General features: G+C 69.2%; 22 protein-coding genes and 1 pseudogene. 10 read left to right on the top strand and 13 right to left on the bottom strand.

The window, feature by feature from the left end; translation table 11 throughout:
- Nucleotides 1-502: 502 nt before the first annotated feature.
- Nucleotides 503-835: an ANTAR domain-containing protein gene (locus tag OG302_RS16825; protein WP_371527551.1), complete on the top strand. Its 333-nt coding sequence runs from the start codon at nt 503-505 to the stop codon at nt 833-835.
- A 105-nt stretch (nt 836-940) separates the two neighbouring features.
- Here the strand turns inward: OG302_RS16825 and OG302_RS16820 are convergent.
- Nucleotides 941-1087: pseudogene (locus tag OG302_RS16820) on the bottom strand (peptide-methionine (S)-S-oxide reductase); the annotation flags it as partial.
- Nucleotides 1088-1140: 53 nt separating this feature from the next.
- On the opposite strand from OG302_RS16820, the gene OG302_RS16815 reads away from it, so the two are divergent.
- A complete protein-coding gene (locus OG302_RS16815) occupies nt 1141-2628 on the top strand; it encodes a recombinase family protein (protein WP_371527550.1) in 1488 nt (495 codons plus the stop codon).
- Nucleotides 2629-2850: 222 nt separating this feature from the next.
- Here the strand turns inward: OG302_RS16815 and OG302_RS16810 are convergent, their stop codons facing one another.
- From OG302_RS16810 to OG302_RS16800, 3 genes are all read right to left on the bottom strand, one after another.
- Nucleotides 2851-4344: a replication initiator gene (locus tag OG302_RS16810; RefSeq protein ID WP_371527549.1), complete on the bottom strand. Its 1494-nt coding sequence runs from the start codon at nt 4342-4344 to the stop codon at nt 2851-2853.
- 1013 nt (nt 4345-5357) lie between these two features.
- On the bottom strand, nt 5358-5624 hold the full coding sequence (locus tag OG302_RS16805; RefSeq protein ID WP_371527548.1) for a hypothetical protein: 267 nt from the start codon (nt 5622-5624) through the stop codon (nt 5358-5360).
- Nucleotides 5621-5968 carry a hypothetical protein gene (locus OG302_RS16800; RefSeq protein ID WP_371527547.1) on the bottom strand — a complete coding sequence of 116 codons (348 nt, stop codon included), beginning with the start codon at nt 5966-5968 and terminating at the stop codon, nt 5621-5623. The genes OG302_RS16805 and OG302_RS16800 overlap by 4 nt, the downstream gene beginning before the upstream one ends.
- A 377-nt stretch (nt 5969-6345) precedes the next feature.
- On the opposite strand from OG302_RS16800, the gene OG302_RS16795 reads away from it, so the two are divergent.
- The gene (locus OG302_RS16795) at nt 6346-7470 is read left to right on the top strand and encodes a helix-turn-helix domain-containing protein (RefSeq protein ID WP_371527546.1); all 1125 of its coding nucleotides are present in this window, start codon (nt 6346-6348) and stop codon (nt 7468-7470) included.
- A 60-nt stretch (nt 7471-7530) separates the two neighbouring features.
- Here the strand turns inward: OG302_RS16795 and OG302_RS16790 are convergent, their stop codons facing one another.
- The 3 genes from OG302_RS16790 to OG302_RS16780 form a co-directional block, all read right to left on the bottom strand.
- Nucleotides 7531-7944: a hypothetical protein gene (locus OG302_RS16790; RefSeq protein WP_371527545.1), complete on the bottom strand. Its 414-nt coding sequence runs from the start codon at nt 7942-7944 to the stop codon at nt 7531-7533.
- Between the two features lie 189 nt (nt 7945-8133).
- Nucleotides 8134-8850 carry a peptide-methionine (S)-S-oxide reductase MsrA gene (msrA, locus tag OG302_RS16785; protein ID WP_371527544.1) on the bottom strand — a complete coding sequence of 239 codons (717 nt, stop codon included), beginning with the start codon at nt 8848-8850 and terminating at the stop codon, nt 8134-8136.
- A gap of 127 nt (nt 8851-8977) precedes the next feature.
- Complete coding sequence (locus tag OG302_RS16780; protein ID WP_371527543.1) at nt 8978-10096, bottom strand: hypothetical protein; 1119 nt, start codon at nt 10094-10096, stop codon at nt 8978-8980.
- A gap of 90 nt (nt 10097-10186) precedes the next feature.
- On the opposite strand from OG302_RS16780, the gene OG302_RS16775 reads away from it, so the two are divergent.
- Nucleotides 10187-11341 carry a cystathionine gamma-synthase gene (locus OG302_RS16775; RefSeq protein ID WP_371527542.1) on the top strand — a complete coding sequence of 385 codons (1155 nt, stop codon included), beginning with the start codon at nt 10187-10189 and terminating at the stop codon, nt 11339-11341.
- A gap of 33 nt (nt 11342-11374) precedes the next feature.
- Here OG302_RS16775 and OG302_RS16770 read toward each other — a convergent pair whose 3' ends face one another.
- From OG302_RS16770 to OG302_RS16760, 3 genes are all read right to left on the bottom strand, one after another.
- Nucleotides 11375-11629, bottom strand: a complete 255-nt coding sequence (locus tag OG302_RS16770; RefSeq protein ID WP_371527541.1) for a hypothetical protein — start codon at nt 11627-11629, stop codon at nt 11375-11377.
- On the bottom strand, nt 11626-12108 hold the full coding sequence (locus tag OG302_RS16765) for a sigma factor-like helix-turn-helix DNA-binding protein (protein WP_371527540.1): 483 nt from the start codon (nt 12106-12108) through the stop codon (nt 11626-11628). The genes OG302_RS16770 and OG302_RS16765 overlap by 4 nt, the downstream gene beginning before the upstream one ends.
- Nucleotides 12109-12205: 97 nt before the next feature.
- The gene (locus OG302_RS16760; protein ID WP_249588096.1) at nt 12206-12709 is read right to left on the bottom strand and encodes a MarR family winged helix-turn-helix transcriptional regulator; all 504 of its coding nucleotides are present in this window, start codon (nt 12707-12709) and stop codon (nt 12206-12208) included.
- Nucleotides 12710-12854: 145 nt separating this feature from the next.
- Between OG302_RS16760 and ilvA the strand changes: the two genes are divergently transcribed.
- The 3 genes from ilvA (at nt 12855) to OG302_RS16745 (ending at nt 16193) form a co-directional block, all read left to right on the top strand.
- The gene (ilvA, locus tag OG302_RS16755) at nt 12855-14084 is read left to right on the top strand and encodes a threonine ammonia-lyase (RefSeq protein WP_371527539.1); all 1230 of its coding nucleotides are present in this window, start codon (nt 12855-12857) and stop codon (nt 14082-14084) included.
- 235 nt (nt 14085-14319) lie between these two features.
- Nucleotides 14320-15339, top strand: a complete 1020-nt coding sequence (locus tag OG302_RS16750; RefSeq protein WP_371527538.1) for an ATP-binding cassette domain-containing protein — start codon at nt 14320-14322, stop codon at nt 15337-15339.
- Nucleotides 15336-16193 carry an ABC transporter permease gene (locus OG302_RS16745; RefSeq protein ID WP_371527537.1) on the top strand — a complete coding sequence of 286 codons (858 nt, stop codon included), beginning with the start codon at nt 15336-15338 and terminating at the stop codon, nt 16191-16193. The genes OG302_RS16750 and OG302_RS16745 overlap by 4 nt, the downstream gene beginning before the upstream one ends.
- 66 nt (nt 16194-16259) lie before the next feature.
- On the opposite strand, the gene greA is transcribed toward OG302_RS16745, so the two are convergent.
- Together greA and OG302_RS16735 are read right to left on the bottom strand one after the other, a co-directional pair.
- The gene (gene greA / locus OG302_RS16740) at nt 16260-16757 is read right to left on the bottom strand and encodes a transcription elongation factor GreA (RefSeq protein WP_361832894.1); all 498 of its coding nucleotides are present in this window, start codon (nt 16755-16757) and stop codon (nt 16260-16262) included.
- A gap of 211 nt (nt 16758-16968) precedes the next feature.
- Nucleotides 16969-17376 (bottom strand): DUF4307 domain-containing protein, encoded by a 408-nt coding sequence (locus tag OG302_RS16735; RefSeq protein ID WP_371527536.1) that lies wholly within the window; start codon nt 17374-17376, stop codon nt 16969-16971.
- A 114-nt stretch (nt 17377-17490) separates the two neighbouring features.
- On the opposite strand from OG302_RS16735, the gene mca reads away from it, so the two are divergent.
- A complete protein-coding gene (gene mca, locus OG302_RS16730) occupies nt 17491-18372 on the top strand; it encodes a mycothiol conjugate amidase Mca (protein WP_371527535.1) in 882 nt (293 codons plus the stop codon).
- Nucleotides 18365-18604, top strand: a complete 240-nt coding sequence (locus OG302_RS16725) for a hypothetical protein (RefSeq protein ID WP_371527534.1) — start codon at nt 18365-18367, stop codon at nt 18602-18604. Before mca ends, OG302_RS16725 begins: the two co-directional genes overlap by 8 nt.
- On the opposite strand, the gene OG302_RS16720 is transcribed toward OG302_RS16725, so the two are convergent.
- Nucleotides 18601-21795 carry a tetratricopeptide repeat protein gene (locus OG302_RS16720; protein ID WP_371527533.1) on the bottom strand — a complete coding sequence of 1065 codons (3195 nt, stop codon included), beginning with the start codon at nt 21793-21795 and terminating at the stop codon, nt 18601-18603. The two genes, OG302_RS16725 and OG302_RS16720, sit on opposite strands and share 4 nt — an antisense overlap.
- A gap of 134 nt (nt 21796-21929) precedes the next feature.
- Here OG302_RS16720 and OG302_RS16715 point away from each other — a divergent pair, with 134 nt between their 5' ends.
- The gene (locus tag OG302_RS16715; RefSeq protein ID WP_371527532.1) at nt 21930-23942 is read left to right on the top strand and encodes a thioredoxin domain-containing protein; all 2013 of its coding nucleotides are present in this window, start codon (nt 21930-21932) and stop codon (nt 23940-23942) included.
- Nucleotides 23943-23963: the final 21 nt, after the last annotated feature.

Here is a 23963-nt window from a genome sequence, read left to right as displayed (position 1 = left end):
ACGGCAGAGCGTCGGCCGGCCGGCTCCGGGCAACCGGTCTACGGGATCAGAGGCCGTCGGGGTGTTCGGAGAGCCACCCGGCATGGGCGACCTTCAGCCGGTCGGCTCGTCGGTCGTCGGCTCGTCGGTCGTCGCCAGGATGACGTCCGAGCCACCGTCGTAGGGGCTGATGGATGCGCCGAAGCCCGGTGTCGGTGACGAAGACCTGCCCGCGCGTCGGTGACGAGGACCTGCCCGAGCGTAAGCCCCCTGTCCACTCGCCCCATGGCGGCTCCCGCCCAGAGCCTCTGCGGCCGGCGGCGCGATCACCGCGCACCATTACCCCAGTTCAGGCCCGAACCTCGACTGGGTGGGATCTGTCAGCACACGTTAGGAGACGTTCCTTCATGAAGGTTCGAGAGGACGTAGCCTTGCGAGCGCTCAGCGTGCTGGTGTCAGGTGGTATGCCACCTAGTCTCTGTCCTTGCTTTCGGCCCCCCTCGCTGAGAACGGATGCGCCTGGTTGAGCTTTTCGCGCCTTGCGGACGCCACCGCCATCTCTCTGCACCAGCAGACCACTCTCGACCAGCACCGCACTCTGGGCACCCAGCTGCAACAAGCCCTCAACACCCGCAACGCCATCGAGCAGGCAAAGGGCTATGTTGCCGCCCGCCACGGCACCGACCCGGACTGGGCGTTCCAACGCTTGCGTGCCCACGCCCGCCGCCACGGCCTCCGCATCGACCGTGTCGCACGCGCCATCGTCGAAGGCACCCTCACCCTCCCCCTGCCCACCGCTGGAACGGACGGGCACGCTGACGCCCCGGCAGACCGAAGCCGTCCGTCACACGGATAAGCGGTAGGGGCAGAAACGTGCCTCCCTGCTACGCAGAAGCCACAGCGTGGACGTCTGTGCCGCGTACTGACGCACAGTCCGTTCGGTCGAGCGGGACCTGACGGCCTACTGCTCCGAGGCCTGAGGCGCCGGAGCGATCCCCGTAGGGCAGGCTCGGCCCCAGTTTGTTTCTGAGGGGCTGTCCAGGTGGAGGCCCGTGCCGCCGATTCCGCAGTAGCCGTCGGGGTTCTTGTCCAGATACTGCTGGTGGTACCTCTATCTTTCAGGCAGTATTAGAACTGCCCGACAGGCAAGGGGAGTTCGACATGATCAAAGGTGATCAGTTAGTCCCGGTGGTGGCCTACGCGAGGATCTCGGCTGACCTGGAGAGGGACGGCCACGGGGTCGAGGACCAGCACAACGTCAACGACGAGACTGCGGCAGCGCTCGGCCTGAGGATCGTTCACTACTACACAGACAACGATCTCTCGGCAGCGAAGGCCAATGTCGTAAGGCCGGACTTCGAGGGGATGTTGAGGGCCCTCAAGGCCGGACAGCTCCCGGACGGCCAAGAGGTACGTGGGGCGATCGTCGTCGCGGATGACCGACTGGTGAGGCGGGTCGGTGACTACGAACGGTTCGTGGACGCGCTGACGTACGAGGACGGCCGGGTCTACGCGGACGCCAAAGGGCTCAAGGACCTCTACAACGAAGACGTCGAGTCCATGGGCCTGTTCGGAGTCGTCATCGCGAAGGCGGAAGTGCGCAAAATCAAGCGGCGCACGCGTCGCTCGCACCGTCGCCGTGCCGAGCAGGGCATTCCCGTTGGCGGTACGCGGCCGTTCGGTTGGAAGGACGACAAGCGGACGCTGGAGCCTGAGGAAGCCGGTCTGTTGGCCAAGGCGGCGCGCGACGTGATCGCGGGAAAGTCGCTCCACTCCATCCTTGCCGCATGGAGCGACGAGGGTGTGCGGACCGTCCACGGGAACGTGTGGCGAAGCCGATCGCTGAAGCTCGCCCTCTGGAATCCTCGTTTGTGCGGATGGAGAAGGCACAACGGAGATCTGGTCAGAGACGCTGGCGGTGTCCCAGTAGTGGGACAGTGGGAACCCATCATCACGCCGAAAGAATGGATGGCAATCGACGCCCTCTTTTCCGCTCGGATTGGTCCCAATGTCAAGGCCGACGACACAATCACCGACTACCGGACTCCTTCGCATCTTCTGACTGGGATTCTCCGATGCGGAAAGCCGAAGGCGGACGGGCAGATCTGCAACGCTCCCTTGAGGGCGAGCACCAGGGCGGATCTCTCAGGTGGATACCTCTATCAGTGCCCGAGCCGGTCCATGGGTGGTTGTGGGGGTAGCGCCCGTAACGGAACCAAGGTGGATGAGTACATCACGGAGGCCGTACTCGCGAAGCTGGAGGAGCGTGCGGCAGTCAAGAGTGAGACGGACTCTGCGTGGGGTGGAGAGGACGAGCTGATCCGTTTGATGGCCAAGCAGCGGAAGATGTTGCAGGCGTGGCAGGAGGACCAGATCTCGGACGAGCTGTTCTTCCCTGAGAACCACAAGATGGAGTCACGCATCAAGGACCTGCGCAAGGAGCGCACGCAGCACGCCTTGCGTGTTCAGCGGGCTTCGGTGGTGACTGAGGACGTTCGGGAGCAGTGGGAGTCGGGCAGGCTTGACATGGCGCAGAAGCGCGCGCTCATTCGCGAGGCGCTTCACGCTGTGATCGTCCGGCCAGTGGGCGGAGGGGGTAGACGCCCGTTCAACCCTGACCTACTCGACCCCAAGTGGACCGAGGGATAGATCAACATGCAGATGGAGGGGCGCGATTCTTGGCGCCCCTCCATCTGCATGTTGTTTAGCCGAGTCGGCGTGGCCGGTGGCCCTTATGGTGGATTCGCTTTCCGTCACATCCATTGATCAGGTCGACGCCGAGAATCGTTGATATGCGACGCCAGTGCTCTTCGCTCCAAGCTGGCGCCTTGGCCGCTTGTGCCTTCCCCCATTCCCGAGGGTTCGGGTGAGTCATTCTCTCCACCCCGACCCCGCACAAAGTTCGTCCTCTCGTGCCTCCCGAGCCAGCTGACGGGACTGCGCGAGGTCTTCGGCGATGCCTGCGGCGAAGAGGGCGGCACCGGGGGTGTAGCCGGAGCCGAAGTAGCGCCAGGTGGATTCCTTGATCAGGTTTGGATCGTCGTCCGGTCTGGCGCCGCCGCGTGCGTAGTCGGCCCGTTCCTCCCGAAGAGCTGTGTAAGTGGTCGAGTACCGACGGGACTTGGTGAGAATGTGGCCCCGGTAGCCGAGCGTGTGAGCCCACGCGCGCAGTCGCAGGGGTGCCAGTTCCACGAGGCCGCCCAGGCGCCAGCAGGTGCCCATCAGGGCCCGGATGTGAGGTGGTATGACCGCAGCGCGGATGTCCGTCAGACTCCGCACCGCGTAATCGAGTCCGGCCCCGGTATCGGCGGCACCCTTGGACACGTACTTGGCCACGTAGGCGGCCACCGCATCATCACTGAGGCTGTCTTCATCGCCGAACCCGTGGATCGGCCGCACATCCAACTGAGCCCCCAGCACGAGCACGTCAGTCCCGTACGCCTGCGATTCAGGCACCCGCACACTGGCCGACGCGGCAGCCGCCCGAACTGCGTCAGTCAGCAGTTCGCCCGTGGCCCAGTCCGGGGGCGGATCACCGGGACCGCTGGGACCGTCGAGGCGGACCACGGCATGGAAGTGCACCGCCGCTCGCTTCTGGTATTCGGCGACTTTCGCGAACGACACCACCAGGTGCTCACCGAGCCGCGCGCGGGGCACCCCGCCAGCCGATGCCAGGCAGCGGCGCACACCAGTGGTGAACCGGTCCCAGAGCCGCCCCGCGTGCGCATGCCACAGGACGTGCCCCACGTAGTCGTAGCAGTCCGCGCACAGTGGCCGACCCACCAGCGGGTCATCCTCACTGTGCAGGCGGGAGCAGCCGAGCCGCCGCCCGTGCTCGCACCGGGGACCATCGCGACGAGGACGGCACCGATCTCCCTCGCGATGGATCAGCCCGAAGGAGGGAGCGGTCAGCGTGACGAACAGGCGGGGCCGCTCCCTGACTTGATCGGGCACACTCTTGCCGCCGAGCAGGCCCGAGCGCACCAGATGGAAGGTGTCCCCAGAGTGCTGATATGAGCACGGCGCACAGACCGAGGAACGCCGGTTGCGGCACCGCACGGCCAGCCGTTCACCAGGTTCATCCGCTGTCGAGTAGGCCGAGACTGCCTCACCGGTCGTGGTGTCCCATGTGGTGGTGGAGCCGGACAGGTGCACCGGATGAGCGCAGCCGCCGATGGCTTCGATCTGCTCTAACCAGCGGGAAAATCTAGGGTCACTGACGATTCTTATGACGTCACGGTTCACCTCTGAGAGGGCTTGTATTCGTTTTTCGTGTTCCAGTACCGCAGAGCGTTCCTGCGGGGCGGACGTTGATGCGGACGGACGGGTATTGCGTGTGGTGCTGGCGTCGAATTCGGCAGACATGACGCGGCCTCCAAAGCCGGAAGTCGGGAAGTAGGTTGCGTGTATCCATGAACGGTTCTCTCCTCTGCGCTAACAGGGCGCTTTGATCACAGGCGCCCAGTCCAGGCGCGTCCAACTTGCCTTTACATTCTACGAGTTGGGACTGACAACGGCCCCTGGATATATCCCCGTACGAGCCTCAGGGAGGGCGCGCCCAGCGACGAGAGCTCCACTCCGAAGCTGGAGGGCTCTGCGCCAGGTCAGCTCGTAGCGCACCCAGGCTGTGCGCCTTCCAAGACGCCCGCGATCGGCCCAGCGGGGCGCGGCGTGGCGGAGACTGTCTTCACTTACTCAAGGGCGCGCCTGCGGCGCGCCGAGTGGCTTCGGCCGCACCGGCCGGGCGTGCGGCCTTCGGCCGGTCCCGTCCGCACGGCCACCACCCGGCGACCGCAGGCAATCCCGACGACATGAACAGCAACCGCATCCCTGCCGCTATCCCATCTCAGCGACCAGGAGCGGCAGCCAAGGCGGACGGCTTCAGAGCATGAGCCCCCTCTCCGTGCGGAACCCCGAACCGGGTGGCCCCCAGAGCCCACCCGCGCAGCAACCGGGGCTCACCAAGCCCTGGCTGGGGCGGTCGGCTCCATGGCTTTAGGCAGCCACCATGGGGCGAGCCTCGAAGAACAGGGGGCCGATCGGGCCATTGCGGGCAGGCTCCAAGAGACTGCCCGATCCGCTGGTGAGCGTAAGACCCCCTGTTCACTCGCCCCATGGCAGCTCCCGCCCAAAGCCTCTGCGGCCGGCGGCGCGATCACCGCGCACCCTTACCCCAGCTCAGGCCCACACTCCAACAGCACAGAAGAGGCCAGATGGGCACCGGGCAGGACACGGCCCCGGCTCTCCCCACTCGACAAGAAGAACCGGGGCCGCAGCGGCAGGCCGGGGGAGCTAGCACCCACCGCTCTCCCCTTCCAGGCCGGGGGAGTCGAACGAGCGGGACTGGCGGAGTGAAGCCACGCCAGCCCCGCCCTGCTCTACGTCAGTGAGCCCGCCTCACCCACCGCGGGATCAGTGATCGTGGCGCTGTAGAACTGAAACGACGACAGCTCGTAGCCGGTATGGCGCGTCGTCCTCGCGTGCTTGAGACACCACAATTGCGCCTCGTCCGGATCACACGAATCCACCGAGTGATGGCTGCAGAAGAGGCACTTGCCGACATGCCGCAAGCTCCACCCGGGCATGGCCGTCAGCGTCCAATCCATCGACGCATCGCGGCTCCGTTGCACGTCTCCCTCACTCACCCGAACGCCCCTGCCGAAGGCTGCGGCCCGTCGTCCCCTTCATCGCTGTCGTCCACATGGGGGTGATCGAATGCGGACAAGCGATCTCCCCGGCTCTCCGCGATTCGGTGAATCTCCCGGAGCGACTCTGCCAACCGGGCAGCCACGAAGCGGAGTTCCTCAGGCGAGACCTTGGCGCCATCGAGCGTGTCCGCCACGTGCCCGAGAAGATCGCTTGCCATCCCCAGTTGGACACTCTCGATGTTGTCGGCCAGCCGCGCCATGAAGCCCGTACCCGGACCCACAAGAACGCAAGGCTTACCTTCCAGCGTCACCCACGGCAACAACCGAGTCTGATTCGTCATGCCATCACGTCCACTCCATGGATCAAGCGTGGGCCGATATCCACGCCGTGCAGGGCCAGCCACAGCTCACGCCGCCGCCCCCTCTGCCGACGCACCTCCTGCCCCCTGCTCGAAGGCGACGAGGTACGGACGTACGAGGCCGATTCAGGGAACCGGTGGCGTCCCTCAGAACGAAGCAGAAGCCGTAACAACGGCTCGAAGATTCGGGCGATACAGTCCGGCATGTCGGCGCTCCAATCAGCGTTGGCCACGCCCCGGGGCCGGTCGCGCGGTCGCCGGGGTCTGTCTCGCCATCCTTGTCGCGTAACGTGCACTGGCGGGAGTTGACAGCCGTTGACAGCTACTCTGGAGAGCACGGTCAACACCAGGGGAAGCACATGAGCGCCGAATTCGGCCCACGGCTCCGCGCACTCCTCACGGACAGAGGCATGACCTTGAGGGGCACTGCCCGCGCCCTCAACTACAACGTGGCCTATATCTCCCGTGTCGCGAACGGCCGTCAGCGTCCTTCAGTGCAACTTTCCCAAGCGCTGGACGAACTCCTCCAGGCCGGTGGAGAGTTGGTGCGACTTTCCACGCCAGCGGCAGCACTGAAGTGGCTGGATGAGCCGACTGGCCCCGCTTCTGACATCGCACATATGAAAGCCTGTGCCGAACACATCCTTAAGCACGCTGACCGCTATGGCGGAGATGCCGTAGCACCCGTCGCAGTTCAGGTTTGGCAGTCCGCACAGCGCAAACTTGATGCCGGGGAAATCCCGGAATCGGCCCAGCGAGGCTATCTGGCAGCCGTGGCAGAAGCTGCTGAAGTCGCTGGATGGTTGCTCTTTGATTCCGGTGATCGTGTAGCGGCCCGCAATGCGTTCCTCGAATCACACATGCTGGCCCGGCATGCTGGAGAACGGGCCATGGAGTGGTTCGCCCTGGACATGCTTGCCATGCTCGACACCGAATGTGGCCGCCCCGGAGGGGTGCGACGCATCACCGACGAACTGTTGTCACAGTCCCGTACCCCTCCGCGTGTAGCACTCCTGGCGCGTGTAAGGCGGGGCCGGGCGCTCGCCCAGATAGGAGATCGCCAGCGTGCCTTGGCCGACTTGGACGCAGCCCGAGGTGGCGTGGAAGAGTCCCTGAGTTCACGTGATCCCGAGTGGGCATGGTGGGTGAACCAGCAGGAAATCAGAGGCCATTCAGGGCATGCCCTCTTGAGCCTTGCGGACTTGAACGCGGCGATCCTCAAATTTCAGAGCGCTCTGGCCCATGCAACACCACGGGGCGTCATGCTGTATCGCATTGAGCTCTTGCACAGCTACGCAAGAGCCAAAGCGTGGAGGGAAGCAGAAGAGGAAATCCACGAGATCGCACCTCTCCTCAGCACCATCACCTCGGGGAGGAACCGACTTCTCTTGCGGGACGCATTGCAGGTCGTTGATCAAGCCTCTGGGGTGCCGGTAGGCCTGTCAGCTCTTGTCCGAGACACGGCCACAGCGGTCACCCTCTGAGGGAGTCACCAACTGCGCTGAGTGCGCTCACGGAGGAGAGCACCTGGCACCTGAAGCATGTCAGGCGGCGACGCCAGGTATCAGCGCCACTAGCCCAGACAGGAAACTGCCTGCTGCTGCCAACGTGACGAGGGTGGCTTTGCCATCTGAGAACAGCCCCGAGCAGAACTCACGTACTCGCCGTCGGAAGATCAGCATCTTGAGCTTCTGCCATCGATGCTGGTGGATGTGGCAGCCCATGAGGATGCCGGTTGCGTTGTTTCGGCAGCCGTCCTTCCGTCCTCTGACGGGAGCTCCGCAAGTCACCGGGGCTTGGAAGAAGGACCAGAGGAGGACGACGGCGGACAGGGCGATGATCGCTGCCGGGCCTGCGGCCTCGTTGATCCACGCGGCAATGAGTAACGCGCCAGCCAAGACGCCCCACCACTGCCCTAGACCGCCAAGCAGACTGCCTCTTGCCCCCGAAGTCGCCATGTCTGTAATCGTGGCGGCGAGCTTGACGATTCACGCAGTAAGCGGGCGGTATGGCTGAATATGGCTACAGGACGGCTAGGGGAGGGCCCTGCTCAGTCTCCGCGCCTGACCGGAACGTGGAACGGCTGTGCCGCCGTACTGACTCACAGTCGGCGGCACAGTCTGTTCGGTTGAGCGGGAGCTGAAGGCTTACTGCTCCGAGGCCTGAGGCGCCGGAGCGATCCCGGTCGGGCAAGCCCGTCCCCAGTTCGTCTCCGACGGGCTGTCCAGCTCAAGGCCAGTCCCGCCGATCCCGCAGTACCCGTCCGGGTTTTTGCTGCTCGAAAGATACTGCTGGTGGTAGCCCTCGGCCGGCCAGAACGGGCGGGGGGCCGCCGGGAGGATGGTCGTCGTGATCTCGCCGTGGCCCGCCGACGTGAGGACCTGCTGGTAGGCGTCGCGGGATGCCACCGCGCCCGCCTCCTGCTCGGCGGAGTGGGTGTAGATCGCCGAGCGGTACTGGGTGCCCACGTCGTTGCCCTGGCGGAAGCCCTGCGTGGGGTTGTGGGACTCCCAGAAGAGCTTCAGGAGTGCGGCATACGAGACGCGGGCCGGGTCGAAGACCACGCGGACCACCTCGGCGTGACCGGTCAGGCCCGAGCAGACCTCCTCGTACGAGGGGTTCTCCGTGGAGCCGCCCTGGTAGCCGACGTACGTCGTCCAGACGCCCTCGGTCTGCCAGAACTTGCGCTCCGCGCCCCAGAAGCAGCCGAGCCCGAAGTCCGCGATCTCCAGGCCTTCGGGGTACGGGCCCAGGAGCGGGTTGCCGAGGACCGTGTGGCGGGACGGGACCTCGAATTCCGGGGTCGAGCGGCCCTTGAGGGCCTGCTCGGGGGTGGGGAGTTCGGGCGTGCGGCCGAAGAGCATGGGGGCTGTCCTCCTGAAGCGGGGCGTGCGGGGCGAGCGGGGCGTGCAGCGCTGGGGCTTGCGGCTCTTGCGTCAACGTGTGCGGGGTGAGCCGCATTCCTCGGACCGGTCCGGCTGACCCGGCGGCTCAGTGCGACAGCGTCGCCGGGCTGCCGCCGTTCGCCTCGTACCCCGCGACGGCGAGCGCGCGGTACACCGCGTAGTCCGCGGCCGGGTCGCCGGAGACCGTCCAGGGCAGGGCGCCGACGTGGCCGTCCACGTGGACCAGCTGGTTCATCGCCTCCGCCCAGCGCTCGCTGCGGACCAGGAAGAAGATCAGGAGGTGCCGCACGTGCGCCAGCATCGGGTCGTCGGGGCGGGCCGAGTGCACGGCGTAGAGGGCGCCCTCCACGGCCTTGGTGACGACCTCGCTCTCGTAGAACCCCCGGACGAGGTTCACCTCGGGCAGGTGCTCGTACACCGCGAAGAGCGGCAGCGCGGACAGGAGCGAGCCCTTGGGGGCGCGGGCCGCCGCGGCCTCCGTGAAGTCGTGCGCGAGGTCGCGCGAGCCGTGCCACTTCTCGCACCAGTAGTGCAGGGCCGCCAGATGCGCCCCCATGTGTGCGGGCGCGCGGTCCAGGATCTTCAGCCACAGCTGCTCGAACTCCTCGCGCGGGTACGCCAGGCCCCGCGCGATCGAGAGCTCGATGATGTACGGCACGGGGTCGCCGGGGGCGAGGAGCGCGGCCTGCGCGCAGGCCTCCCTCGCCTCCTCCAGGATGATCCGGAACTCGTCCGTCCCGGACGTCGACGACCGCCAGGCCTGTTGGACCAGGAACTCCGCGTGCACCGCGGCGCCGCCCGCGTCCTTGGGCGCCTCGGCCCGCCACACCCGCAGCCACTGCCCGCCGGGCTGGTCGCTGACCCCGCCGGGACGCGCCTGCAGCTCCAGGGACGCCGCGCCCGCGAACGCCTGCACGCGCTGCCAGCGCACCTCGCCGTGCACCTCCGTGCCCGCGAGCAGCTGCGAGGCCGCCTTCCAGCTCTGCGACTGCTGGACCACGTCCAGGACGTCGAGGAGGTCGTGGTCCGGGCCCGGCATGCGGATGTCCAGCTCCTCCTGCCGCGCGAAGCCGTAGTCCGCCGGGTCCGCGGCGTCCGGTGAACCGGGGGCGACCTGGCGGATTCCGCCGCGCCTGCGCAGCAGGACAGGGCCGAGGACCGCCCCGATCATGATCACTGCCATCAGCGCCCAGAGAATCTCCATGAGTACAAGCGAACCAGACTGCTCTGACACTTGGCGAACCAGTCTCGAACTTGTCGGCCCGGCCCCGGTCCCGGACTAGGCTCTGGCCACATGAGTGACACGTTCAGCAGCCAGAGTTTCGAGACCGTCGCGATCCACGCGGGCAACACCGCCGACCCGCTCACGGGCGCGGTCGTCCCGCCGATCTACCAGGTGTCGACATACAAGCAGGACGGCGTCGGCGGGCTGCGCGGCGGCTATGAGTACAGCCGCAGCGCCAACCCCACCCGCACCGCCCTGGAGGAGAACCTGGCCGCGCTGGAGGGCGGCAGGCGCGGGCTCGCCTTCGCGTCGGGTCTCGCCGCGGAGGACTGCCTCCTGCGTACGCTGCTCGCTCCCGGTGACCACGTGGTCATCCCGAACGACGCGTACGGCGGCACGTTCCGGCTCTTCGCGAAGGTCGTGTCCCGGTGGGGCGTCGAGTGGTCGGTCGCCGACACCTCCGACCCGGCGGCGGTACGGGCCGCGGTGACCGACCGTACGAAGGCGATCTGGGTGGAGACCCCCTCCAACCCGCTGCTCGGCATCACGGACATCGCGGCCGTCGCGCAGGTCGCCAAGGAGACGGGCGCCCGGCTCGTCGTCGACAACACCTTCGCCAGCCCCTACCTCCAGCAGCCGCTCGCGCTCGGCGCCGATGTCGTCGTGCACTCCCTGACGAAGTACATGGGCGGGCACTCGGACGTCGTGGGCGGCGCGCTGGTCGTCAGCGACCCCGAGCTCGGCGAGGAGCTGGCGTACCACCAGAACGCGATGGGCGCGGTCGCCGGGCCCTTCGACGCGTGGCTGGTGCTTCGCGGCATCAAGACGCTGGCCGTCCGGATGGACCGGCACAGCGAGAACGCGACGAAGGTCGCCGAGATGCTGTCGCGGCACGCGCGCGTGACGCGTGTTCTCTACCCCGGGCTTCCGGAGCACCCCGGTCACGAGACCGCGGCCAAGCAGATGAAGGCGTTCGGCGGGATGGTGTCCTTCCAGGTCACCGGCGGCGAGGAGGCGGCGGTCGCCGTCTGCGACCGCGCGAAGCTGTTCACCCTGGGGGAGTCCCTCGGCGGCGTGGAGTCCCTGATCGAGCACCCGGGGCGGATGACGCACGCCTCGGTGGTGGGCTCGGCCCTTGAGGTCCCCGCCGACCTGGTGCGGCTCTCCGTGGGCATCGAGAACGCGGACGACCTGCTGGCCGACCTGCAGCAGGCGCTGGGCTAGTCGCCCGCTCGGGCCCGTTCGTTCCTCCACCCCTCACCAGCTGGTGAGGGGTGGAGTCGTCTGCGAGGGCGGCTCCACCCACGGCTGCTCGACCGACGCCCAGACCACGAAGGCGATCGCCGCCATGAGCAGCAGGAGCCACAGCAGCCTGCGCACCGCCCTTCTGCGGCGCAGCATGCGGCCTCCGCGGCGGAGCGCCTCCTCGTAGAGCTCGGGCGGGGCCGAGGGGGGCGTGCCGTCGTCCAGGAGGTGGCGGACAGCGCTCGCCTTGCGGTCGTGCTGGTTCATGACGGGGCCGCCTCTCCCAGGGGAACCGTCGGTGCCGGGCCGCGCGGCGGGTGGAGCACCGTCTCCATGGCGCGGGCGCAGATGGTCTCCACCCGGTCGGCGGGCAGGCCGAGGAGCGCCGCCGTCTGCTCCTCGGCGACGCCCTCGTACAGCCGCAGGACGAGAATCAGCCGCTCCTGGGGCGTGAGGCGGGCCAGGACGCCGCCGTGGCTCCGGTGCCGGCGCCAGGCGCCGCGCGCGAAGCGGATGGCCAGCTGCTGGCGGGTGCGGTCGTACGGGTCCTCGCCGCGCATCCGGTCCCAGGTGGCGTACGAGTGCGCCAGGGACGCGGTCAGCAGGGCACGCGCGCGTGGGTTGGCGTTCGGGGGCTCGGTGGTGAGCAGCGTCGCCGCATGCAGCAGCCTCCCTGCCGCGCCCGCGACGAATGCCTCGAACTCCCGGGCCCGGCGGGCGTTCATCAACGCCTGCCGTCCGCGCACCGCGCCTCCCGCCTGGAGGGGACCGGGCCCCCAGGTCTCATATGAGGCCAGGCGGGTGGCCGGGGTCAAGAGGCTGGCGCCCTCGGAGCCGTCGGCCTCAGGAAGCGGGCGCCTCCGGAGCCGCCTGTGAGGTCTGGCGGGCGGAGAGCGCTGAATTGAAGCGCGTGAGGAGCGTGCAGAAGCTTTCGCGCTCCTCCGGGGACCAGTCACCGGTCAGCTCGGCCATGAGGTCACGCCGCGAGGACCGCACTTCGTTGAGGCGTGCCTCGCCGCGCGGCGACAGCTGGAGCACCACGGCGCGGCCGTCCTCGGGGTGCGAGGTGCGCTTGACGAGCCCCGTGTCGACCAGCGGGGCGACCTGCCGGGTGACGGTCGACGAGTCGATTCCCATGCTCGCCGCGAGCGCCTTGACGCCCATCGGCCCCTCCTTGTCGAGGCGGTTGAGCAGCAGATACGCGGCGCGGTCCATGGAGTTGCGGACCTGTCCGACGCCGCCGAGGCGCGTCTGCTCCGCACGGCGGGCGAACACGGCCACCTGGTGTTGCAGCGTGTCGAGGAGGCCGGGATCGCTGGCGGTCGTCATGTCCGGAGTTGTGGGCATGGCCGGGGGCTCACTTCATGCGAGGGCGATGGGTTGGGGGACAGGGTACGCGGCCGGGACGCGAGGCGTACCGGCGCTGCGCAAACCAGTCTCGGCACGTGGTCACCACAGGAGGACCCCGGTGTGAACTGGGAGACTTGCTGTCATGAGCTACCGCACGACTCACTCCTTGCCGACGGTCACCCTCGACGACGTGCGCGGTGCCCAGAAGATGCTCTCGGGTGTGTCCAGGGTGACGGCGATGGAAGGCAGCAGGCACCTGTCGCAGCTGGTGGGCTCGCCGGTGCACTTCAAGTGCGAGAACCTCCAGCGGACGGGCTCGTTCAAGCTGCGCGGCGCGTACGTGCGGATCGCGGGCCTCTACCCCGAGGAGCGCGCGGCCGGTGTGGTCGCCGCGAGTGCGGGCAACCACGCGCAGGGCGTGGCCCTCGCGTCCTCGCTGCTCGGCGTGCGCTCCACGGTCTTCATGCCGGTGGGCGCCCCGCTGCCCAAGGTCGCGGCGACCCGTGAGTACGGCGCGGAGGTGCGGCTGCACGGTCAGGTGGTCGACGAGACGCTGGCCGCGGCCCAGGAGTACGCGCACGAGACGGGCGCCGTCTTCATCCACCCCTTCGACCACCCCGACATCATCGCGGGGCAGGGCACGGTGGGCCTGGAGATCCTGGAGCAGTGCCCCGAGCTGCGCACGCTGGTCCTGGGCGTCGGCGGCGGCGGGCTCGCCGCGGGCATCGCGGTGGCGGTCAAGACGCTGCGCCCGGACGTCAAGGTGATCGGCGTGCAGGCCGCGGGCTCGGCGGCGTACCCGCCCTCGCTCGCCGCCGGGCACCCGGTGTCGATCGAGAACCCGGCGACGATGGCCGACGGCATCAAGGTCGGGCGCCCCGGCGACGTGCCGTTCCGGATCATCGACGAGCTTCTGGACGACATCGTCACCGTCTCCGAGGACGAGCTGTCCAGCGCGCTCCTGCTCTGCCTGGAGCGGGCCAAGATGGTCGTCGAGCCGGCGGGCGCGAGCCCGGTCGCGGCGCTCCTGAGCAGGCCGCAGGAGTTCGAGGGTCCGGTGGTCGCGCTCCTGTCGGGCGGCAACGTCGACCCGCTCCTGATGCAGCGGATCCTGCGCCACGGCATGGCGGCGGCGGGCCGCTACCTGTCGCTGCGGCTGCGCCTCACGGACCGGCCCGGGGCGCTGGCCACGCTCCTCGGGGTGTTGTCGGTGGTCGACGCCAATGTCCTCGACGTGGGCCACGTGCGGACCGATCCGCGCCTGGGACTCACGGAGGTGGAGGTGGAGTTGCACCTGGAGACCAAGGGCCCCGCGCACTGCGCCGAGGTCGGCAGGGCGCTGGGCGAGGCGGGCTACACCGTCATCGGCTGACGGGCCGCGTCGCGCCGCCGTCGCGCCGACATTCCCGTACGCGCATGGCCGGTCACCACCATTTCGCGTTGTCCACAGGCTCCGTTCCGCGTTGTCCGCAGGCTCCGCGAAACCCGTTGCGGAGACACGACATATCGCGTTATGGCGTGCCTCGCGTCACTGATCACCGGGCACGTCATACCCGGCAAATCTAAGCTTTCCGTAGGAAGTCACCCACACCACTGGGAGAACCCACATGCCAGGCGCCATCTACGCCGAAGGCCTTGTGAAGACCTTCGGCGACGTAAGGGCTCTGGACGGCGTCGATCTCGATGTTCCGGAAGGCACCGTGCTCGGCCTTCTCGGGCCGAACGGCGCGGGCAAGACCACGGCGGTGCGCTGTCTGACGACGCTTCTGACGCCGGACAGCGGCCGCGCGGTCGTCGCGGGCATCGACGTACTGAAGCATCCGAACGAAGTGCGGCGGTCGATCGGCCTCTCGGGCCAGTTCGCCGCAGTCGACGAGTACCTGACGGGCCGCGAGAACCTCCAGATGGTCGGCCAGCTCTACCAGATGAAGGCGAAGGAGGCGAAGGCCAGGGCGGGCGAGCTCCTCGACCGGTTCCATCTCGCCGACGCCGCCGACCGCCCCTCCAAGACGTATTCGGGAGGCATGCGCCGCCGCCTCGACCTCGCGGCCGCGCTCGTCGTGTCGCCCCCGGTGATGTTCATGGACGAGCCGACCACGGGCCTTGACCCGCGCAACCGGCAGCAGCTCTGGGAGGTCATCCAGGAGCTGGTGTCGGGCGGCACGACCCTGCTGCTCACCACCCAGTACCTCGAAGAGGCCGATCACCTGGCGCACGACATCTGCGTCGTCGACCACGGCCGCGTCATCGCCCGCGGCACCTCCGACCAGCTCAAGGCGCAGACCGGCGGCGAGCGCGTCGAGGTAGTGGTGCACGAGCGCGAGCAGATCACCTCGGCCACCGAGGTCCTGCGCGGCTTCGGCAAGGGCGACGTCGCCGTCGAGAACCACACCCGCAAGCTCACGGTCCCGGTAGCCGGCGGCGCCAAGCTGCTCGCCGAGGTCATCCGCGAGCTGGACGCCCGCGGGGTCGAGATCGACGACATCGGGCTGCGCCGCCCGACCCTGGACGACGTGTTCATCTCGCTGACGGGCCACGTCGCCGAGGTGGACGAAGCCAACGGCAACGGCAAGGGGAACGGCATCGAGGACGCGAAGGCCGAGCCCAAGAAGGAGGCCGACAAGTGAGCTCCGTGACCGGCATCGTGACCAAGCCCGCCGCAGGACCCAGGCCCGCGGGCGGCATCGGCCAGTCCGTCAGGGACTCCCTGGTCGTCGCCAAGCGCAACCTCATCCGGATGTCCCGGATCCCGGAAATGGTCGTCTTCGGCCTGATCCAGCCGATCATGTTCGTGGTGCTGTTCAGCTACGTCTTCGGCGGATCCATGAAGATCGGCGCCAGCACCGACCCGGCGGTCTACCGCAACTTCCTGATGGCGGGCATCTTCGCGCAGACCGTCACCTTCGCCACCGCGGGCGCGGGAGCCGGCATCGCCGATGACATGCACAAGGGCCTCATCGACCGCTTCCGGTCGCTGCCCATGGCGCGCGGAGCCGTCCTCACCGGCCGGACCATCGCCGACCTCGTGCAGACCGCGCTCACCCTGGTGGTGCTGGCGATCGTGGCGCTCCTGGTCGGCTGGCGGGTCCACGAGGGCATGGGCAAGGCGCTGGCCGCCTTCGGCCTGCTCCTCCTGCTCGGGTACGCCTTCACCTGGATCGGCGCGCTCATCGGCCTGTCGGTCCGCACCCCGGAGGCGGCCACATCGGGCGGCCTGATCTGGCTCTTCCCGGTCACGTTCATCTCGAACGCGTTCGTGGACTCCAGCCAGATGACGCCCTGGCTGCGGCACGTCGCCGACTGGAACCCCTTCAGCGCGACCGTCCAGGCGTGCCGCGAGCTCTTCGGCAACCCCGGCGTCTCGGACTCGTCGGCCTGGCCCATGCAGCACCCGGTCTGGGCCTCGGTGATCTACTCGGTCCTGATCGTCCTGCTCTTCAGGACCCTCGCGGTGCGCAAGTACCGCTCGGCCACGGCCTGACCCAGGCATGCGAAAGGCCCCCGGCGCACTCGGCGCCGGGGGCCTTCCGCATCGACCGAAGCGGCCTCAGGACTGGTAGGGCTTCGCCTGGAGGATCTTGACCGAGGCGAGCTTGCCGTTCGGCAGTTCGTACTGCGCGTCCTCGCCGATCTTCTTGCCGTCCACGCCGCGGCCGAGCGGGGACTGCGGCGAATACGTCTCGATATCGGCGCTCGCGTACTCGCGCGAGGCGAGCAGGAAGGTCACGGTGTCGTCCTCGTCACCGTCGAAAGCGATCGTCACGACCATGCCGGGCGCCACCACACCATCCGCGGCCGGCGCCTCACCGACCTTCGCGTGCTCCAGGAGCTGGGTCAGCTGGCGGACGCGGAGCTCCTGCTTGCCCTGCTCCTCCTTGGCCGCGTGGTACCCGCCGTTCTCGCGCAGGTCGCCCTCTTCACGTGCCGCCGCGATCTTCGTAGCGATCTCGGTGCGCGCAGGACCAGACAGGTACTCCAGCTCGGCCTTGAGCTGGTTGTACGCCTCCTGGGTAAGCCAGGTGACGTTCTCGCTCGTCTGGGTCACAGGTGCTCCTCGTAGGTACTGGGAATACAAAGCATCGCCCTACCCAGAAGGATGTTCCCTAACGGGTGGGCGAAACCACGAGCCTAACAATTCAGGCGCGTGAGGGGGAGGACATAAGCCATCAGAAATACGTCAACGCAGGTGAGAGCAGGTACACCGGGGGCGTCGGCCGGTCAGTGTGACGTGTGGGGCGGGCCGGTGCCCGTCCGGCTCAGTCGGAGTGGCAGCCCAGCAGCTCGGCGCTCGTCCCGCGCGCCTTCGTGCGCAGCGTGACGACCTTGTCGATCCGGCCGTCGTTCTGGTCGAAGCGGAAGTCCGCGCGGCCCACCTCTTCGCCGTCCTCGGCCTGCGAGCGCAGGGTGCAGTAGCCCTTCGCGTCCGCGTCCTTGCGCACCTCCAGGTGCACCTCGACCGCACTGTCCGAGACGACCTCGAACTTGATCACTTCGCCGCTGACCTTGGTGCCGGAGACGTAGTCGTACCCGAACCAGCCGATCATCAGGAGGAAGAGCACACCGAGGACCGATCCGGCGATCTTCAGCTTGCGGTCCGCGCGCTCGTCGGCCGAGCGCTCACGGCCGTACCGGCCATCGGGGAGCTTGTCGCTCACGGCCGCCATGATCGTCCTCCAGGAAAAGGGGATGCCGGAATTTTCCGCCCCCCGGTTCCGTCACTATAGAAGCCGCCCATCGCGCCGAATTGACCAGGGCGCCGGATGACTGAGGAACGAGTCTTGACTGAGCAGCTGCGACTGATGGCCGTCCACGCCCACCCCGACGACGAGTCGTCGAAGGGCGCGGCCACCATGGCCAAGTACGTGTCCGAGGGGGTGGACGTGCATGTCGTGACCTGCACGGGCGGGGAGCGCGGCGACATCCTCAACCCCAAGCTCCAGGGTGACAAGTACATCCAGGAGAACATCCACGAGGTGCGCCGCAAGGAGATGGACGAAGCGCGCGAGATCCTCGGCGTCAAGCAGGACTGGCTCGGTTTCGTCGACTCGGGTCTGCCCGAGGGCGACCCGCTGCCGCCGCTGCCCGAGGGCTGCTTCGCCCTGGAGGACGTCGACAAGGCGGCCGGTGAGCTGGTCCGGCAGATCCGCTCCTTCCGTCCGCAGGTCATCACGACGTACGACGAGAACGGCGGCTATCCGCACCCCGACCACATCATGACCCACAAGATCACGATGGTGGCCTTCGACGGTGCGGCGGACGCCGAGAAGTACCCCGAGAGCGAGTTCGGCCCCGTCTACCAGCCGCAGAAGCTCTACTACAACCAGGGCTTCAACCGGCCGCGCACCGAGGCGCTGCACCAGGCGATGCTCGACAAGGGCCTGGAGTCGCCGTACGGGGATTGGCTGAAGCGCTGGGACGAGTTCGAGCGGGTCGAGCGCACGCTGACCACGCACGTTCCCTGCGCCGACTTCTACGAGGTCCGCGACCGGGCGCTGATCGCGCACGCCACGCAGATCGACCCCGAGGGCGGCTGGTTCCGCGTCCCGATGGAGCTCCAGAAGGAGGTCTGGCCCACGGAGGAGTACGAGCTCGCGAAGTCGCTCGTCGATACATCCCTCCCCGAGGACGACCTCTTTGCGGGCATCCGCGACAATGCCTAGCGTGAACGCACATCTGGCAATGACGCATCTCGTCCCTCTCGCCAAAGAGGTCGACGATGACAAGGTGACCCCGGGTGTTCTCGGCTTCATCGTCTTCGCGGTGATGGCTCTCGCCGTGTGGGGGCTGATGAAGTCGATGAGCAAGCACATGCGGAAGGTCGACTTCAAGGAGCCCGCGGAGGTCTCCACCGGTGACGGGAAGACCTCCGAGGCCGAGCCCCGCAAGGGCTAGCCCGCTGTCGTCACCGTCACTCCCATCACCTCTCGGGAGTGGCGGTTCGGCACCATGCCCAGGCGCCAGGCCTGCCAGCCGGCCTCCAGTTCGGCGCCGCGCTCCAGGAGCAGGCCGTACGCCTCCATGTAGTCGTCCAGCTTGCCGTCGCGCGTCTGGTGACCGGCGCGGGCGAGCTGGCTGAGCTCCTCCTGGGCGACGGCGGTGCCGATCTCCCAGCCGCCGGGCGAGCCGAACGGCAGCAGGGTGCAGCGCAGGAAGCGGGCCCAGTCCTCGCCCCGGCGGTCTCCGTACGAGGCGAACAGCGCGGCGGCCTCGTCGCAGAGGGCGAGCGCCTGCTGGGCACGGGTGTTCCCCGCGTCCACGACCGCCAGCTCCAGGCACGTCCAGGCCTCGCCGTGCGCGACGCCGATGCGCTGGAAGTCGGCGCGGGCGTCCACCAGGAGCTGGCGGGCGAAGCCGGAGTTGCGCAGCGAGCCCGTCTGGGCGGCGCGCTGGTCGCGGGTCACCCGGGCCGAGTGGTGCCTGGCGCAGGCCAGGCCGTACACGTCGCGCATCCGCGAGAACATCGTGCGGGAGCGCTCCAGCTCGCGCACCGCCTGGTCGAGGCTGCCCGCCTCCTCCAGGGCCTGGCCCAGGTAGTAGGCGCTCCACGCCTCGCCGCGCGCGTCCTCGTTGTCGCGGTGCCGGGAGACCGCCTGGCGCAGCCCGTCGACCGCGGCCGTCGCGTCACCGTCCACCATGCGGGCCCGCGCCAGCTGCGTCAGGGCCCAGGCCTCGCCGCGGCCGTCACGCGTGCGCCCGTACAGGTCGAGGGCGCCGCGCAGTTGCTCCTCCGCGCGCGGCACGTCGCCCATGCGCAGGCAGAGCTGGCCGAGCTGGAAGTGCGCCCAGGCCTCGCCGTGCAGGGAGTCGTTCTCGCGGTGCAGGGCCAGTGAGGCCTCCAGGAGCCGCAGCGCCTCGTTGAGGTTGGCGCGGTCACGCTCCACTGCCGCCAGGGCGTGCATTGTCCAGGCGCGGTCACCGGCGAGCTCGTCGGGGGACTGCAGTTCGAGGGCCTCGTGCAGGCGCGCCGACGCCTCCGTCAGGTTGCCCTGGTGGTGCAGGGTGATTCCCAGGGAGCACAGGGCGAGGGCGGCGCCCGCGTCCTGGTGGGCCTCCATGTACAGGTCCACGACCGACGTCAGGGTCGTCCGCGCCTGGTCGAGCTCGCCGAGCTGCCGGGACGCGATGCCGGTGCGCCACCGCACGCTCCGGGTGAGAAGCCCCTGGTCGACGGCTTGCGTCAGCTCGCTGATCTCGCCCAGGCGGTAGAGGTCGCCGCGCAGCAGGCAGTAGTCGCACAGCGCGCCCAGGAGATTGAGCACCGCCTCCTGGTCGACGCCCTCCGCGTGCCGCAGGGCCGCCGTGATGAAGCTCGACTCGTCGTCGAGCCAGCGCAGGGCCGCGTCGAGCGAGGAGAAGCCGTGCCGGTCGAACTGGCCCGCCCGCGTCGACATCTTGCCGTCGACCAGGCGGATCACCGATCCGGCGAGCTCGCTGTAGCTGACGATCAGGCGCTCCTGCGCGGCGGTGCGCTCCGCCGGCTCCTCCTCGTCGATGAGGCGGGCCAGCGCGAAGGCCCGTACGAGATCGTGCAGGCGGTAGCGGCTGCCACGCACGTGGTCGACGAGGCCGGCGCGGGAGAGCGCGGTCAGCTGGCGGGCCGCCTCGTTCTCGTCGGTGCCGAGCAGGGCCGCGGCGGCGGCCGCTCCCAGGGAGGCGCGCCCGGCGAGCGCGAGCCTGCGCAGCAGGCGGCGCGCGGGCTCGGACTGGTCGGTGTACCGCAGCCACAGGACGCGCTCGACCGGCTCCACCGGGCCGTACGCGGCCAGGTCGGCGGCGAGCTGACGTGTCGTGCGCGCGCCGATCGAGGAACCGGCGACGCGCAGGGCGAGCGGCAGTCCGCCGCACAAGTCCCGTACGGCGTCGGCGGATTCGGCGTCGTACGGCCCGGAGGTGTCCTCCGCGGCCTCCCGCAGGAGCTGCTCCGAGCCCGCCGCGTCCAGCGGCTCCACCGGCAGCTGGTGCACCCAGGCGGGGAGGTCCGCCGGGAGTTCCAGGGGCTTGCGGGTGGTGACGATGACGAGGCTGTCGGAGCGCTCGGGCACGAGGGTGCGCACCTGCTCCGGGTCGCTCGCGTCGTCGAGTACGACGGTGACGGCGAGGCCGGTCAGATACTGGTGGTAGAGCTCGCTGAGCCGCTTGACCTGCTGTTCCTGCGAGGAACGCTCACGGAAGAGCAGCTGCTCGCGCGGGGCGCCCAATCGATTCAGCAGATGCAGGAGCGCGTCCCGCGTGGTCAGCGGCTGCGAACTCTCGCCCCGCAGGTCGACGACGCAGGCGCCCCGGAACTGGTCCCGCAGATCGTGCGCGGCACGGACGGCGAGCGAGGAACGCCCGGAGCCGGGCGCGCCGTGCAGCACGACGACCGTGGGCCGGGTCTCGGTGCTGGCCCGCGCCGCGTGCACCCACTGGGCGACCCGGGCGAGCTCGGCGCGGCGCCCCGAGAACGGCCCTTCCGGCTCGGGGAGTTGAGCGAAGGACTGCTCCAGTACGGTGCGCCTGCGTGCCGCCGCGCTCTTGTCCGTACCGCGCAGCTGCGGTGAGGCCTTCTTCTTGCCGGCCGGGGCCTGCAGCACCCGCTGCTGGTCGAGGAAGGGCCGGATGCCCCGCACCTCCAGGGCGGTCAGCCACTGCAGCCGCAGCTGCTCGGGGCCGCCCGGCTGGCTGATCGCACCGGCGCGGCGGCTGGCCGCGGGCACGTGGTCCGCGGTGACCTTCACGACGGTGGTGGCGGCGCCGACGACGGCGACGGCCGCGCCCGCACCCATGGCGGTCGAGACCCCGGTCCCGAGCATGAGGTCGGCGAGACACGCGCCCACGGCCGCAACGGCGGCCACGAGCAGCGGAGTTCCCGCGCCCTCCTTGGCATAGCGCTGCCCGAAGGAGAGCTGTCCGGCCTCCGACTCCTCGACGGCCTGCGTATAGGCGGCGTACTCCTCGGCGGCGGTCTGCCCCATGGCGTCCAGCGAGGCCCGGGCCCGCGAGAGCAGCACGCTCCCGTCGATACGGCCACCGGAGCGCCGCACCTCTTCCTCCACCGCCCGCACCAACAGCCGCTCGGCTTCGGCCCGATGGCTGTCCCGCATATGGGTCCCCCTCCGAGAGCAATAGTCACCTGCGGTCACAAGTGTCCTGCGTACGGGCCTCCGGCGCGAGGGAGTCCGCGGATCACGTGGGCCAGTCCCCGGATCGGCGGCCCATGTGAGCGAGGATGGGAGGCATGCCGAACCGACTGGCCCACGAGACGTCCCCCTATCTTCTTCAGCACGCCGACAACCCCGTCGACTGGTGGCCCTGGTCGGCGGAGGCCTTTGACGAGGCGCGGGAGCGGGGTGTGCCGGTGCTGCTCAGTGTCGGGTACAGCAGTTGCCACTGGTGCCACGTCATGGCGCACGAGTCCTTCGAGGACGCGGACACGGCCGCCTTCCTGAACGAGCACTTCGTCAACATCAAGGTCGACCGCGAGGAGCGGCCCGACATCGACGCCGTCTACATGGAGGCCGTGCAGGCCGCGACCGGGCAGGGCGGCTGGCCCATGACGGTCTTCCTGACGCCCGACGCCGAGCCCTTCTACTTCGGCACCTACTTCCCGCCCGAGCCGCGGCACGGCATGCCCTCCTTCCAGCAGGTGGCCGACGGGGTCCGGCGCGCCTGGACGGACCGGCGCGGCGAGGTCGCCGAGGTCGCCGGGAAGATCGTGCGGGACCTCGCCGACCGGCAGCTCTCCTTCGGCGCCGACGAGATGCCCGGCGAGGACGAGCTCGCGCAGGCGCTCCTCGGCCTGACACGCGACTACGACGCCTCGCGCGGCGGCTTCGGCGGCGCGCCCAAGTTCCCGCCGTCCATGGTCGTCGAGTTCCTGCTGCGGCACTACGCCCGCACCGGCTCCGAGGGTGCCCTCCAGATGGCGGCCGACACCTGTGAGCGGATGGCGCGCGGCGGGATCTACGACCAGCTGGGCGGCGGCTTCGCCCGCTACTCCGTGGACCGGGAGTGGGTCGTGCCCCACTTCGAGAAGATGCTGTACGACAATGCGCTCCTCTGCCGGGTGTACGCCCACCTCTGGCGGGCCACGGGCTCGGACCTCGCGCGGCGCGTCGCCCTGGAGACGGCCGACTTCATGGTCCGCGAACTCCGCACGAACGAGGGCGGCTTCGCCTCCGCCCTCGACGCGGACAGCGAGGACCCCGCCACCGGCAAGCACGTCGAGGGCGCGTACTACGTATGGACGCCGGAGCAGTTGCGCGAGGTGCTCGGTGACGCGGACGCCGAGCTGGCCGCCGCCTACTTCGGGGTGACGGAGGACGGGACCTTCGAGGAAGGCTCGTCCGTCCTGCAACTCCCCGGCGAGCAGGGCGTGGTGGCCGATGCCGCCCGGCTCGCGTCGATCCGGGAGCGGCTGCTCGCCGCGCGCTCGCAGCGGCCCGCGCCCGGCCGTGACGACAAGGTCGTCGCCGCCTGGAACGGGCTCGCCGTCGCGGCGCTCGCGGAGGTCGGCGCGTACTTCGACCGGCCGGATCTGGTGGCGGCGGCGGTCGGCGCCGGCGACCTGCTCGTACGGCTGCACATGGACGACAAGGCGCGGCTCTCCCGTACGTCCAAGGACGGGCAAGTCGGCGCCAACGCAGGCGTGTTGGAGGACTACGCCGATGTCGCCGAGGGCTTCCTCGCGCTGGCATCCGTGACGGGCGAGGGCGTCTGGCTGGAGTTCGCCGGGTTCCTGCTTGACCACGTGCTCGGTCAGTTCGTGGACCCGGAGTCCGGGTCCCTGTACGACACCGCGGCCGACGCGGAGCAGTTGATCCGCCGGCCGCAGGACCCCACGGACAACGCGGTGCCGTCCGGGTGGACGGCTGCCGCGGGCGCGCTGCTCTCGTACGCCGCGCAGACCGGCGCCGAACCGCATCGCCTCGCGGCGGAGCGGGCGCTGGGGGCGGTGAAGGGGCTCGCGCCCCGGGCGCCCCGGTTCATCGGGAACGGCCTCGCGGTGGCCGAGGCCGCGCTCGACGGTCCGCGTGAGGTCGCGGTCATCGGTGAGGTGGGGGGTGACCTGCACCGTACGGCGCTGTTGGGGGCGGCACCAGGGGCCGTGGTCGCGGTCGGCCCCGCGGGCGGCGACGAATTCCCGCTGCTCGCGGGCCGGGAGCAGCCCGCGGCCTACGTCTGCCGCCGGTTCGTCTGCGACGCGCCCACGACGGACGCGGGGGAGCTGGCGGCGAAGCTGTCCGGTTGAGGGATCGGGCGGCCCGTGCGG

This window comes from Streptomyces sp. NBC_01283, assembly GCF_041435335.1.
Classification (GTDB): domain Bacteria; phylum Actinomycetota; class Actinomycetes; order Streptomycetales; family Streptomycetaceae; genus Streptomyces.
This window is presented reverse-complemented; position numbering and strand designations above follow the sequence as displayed.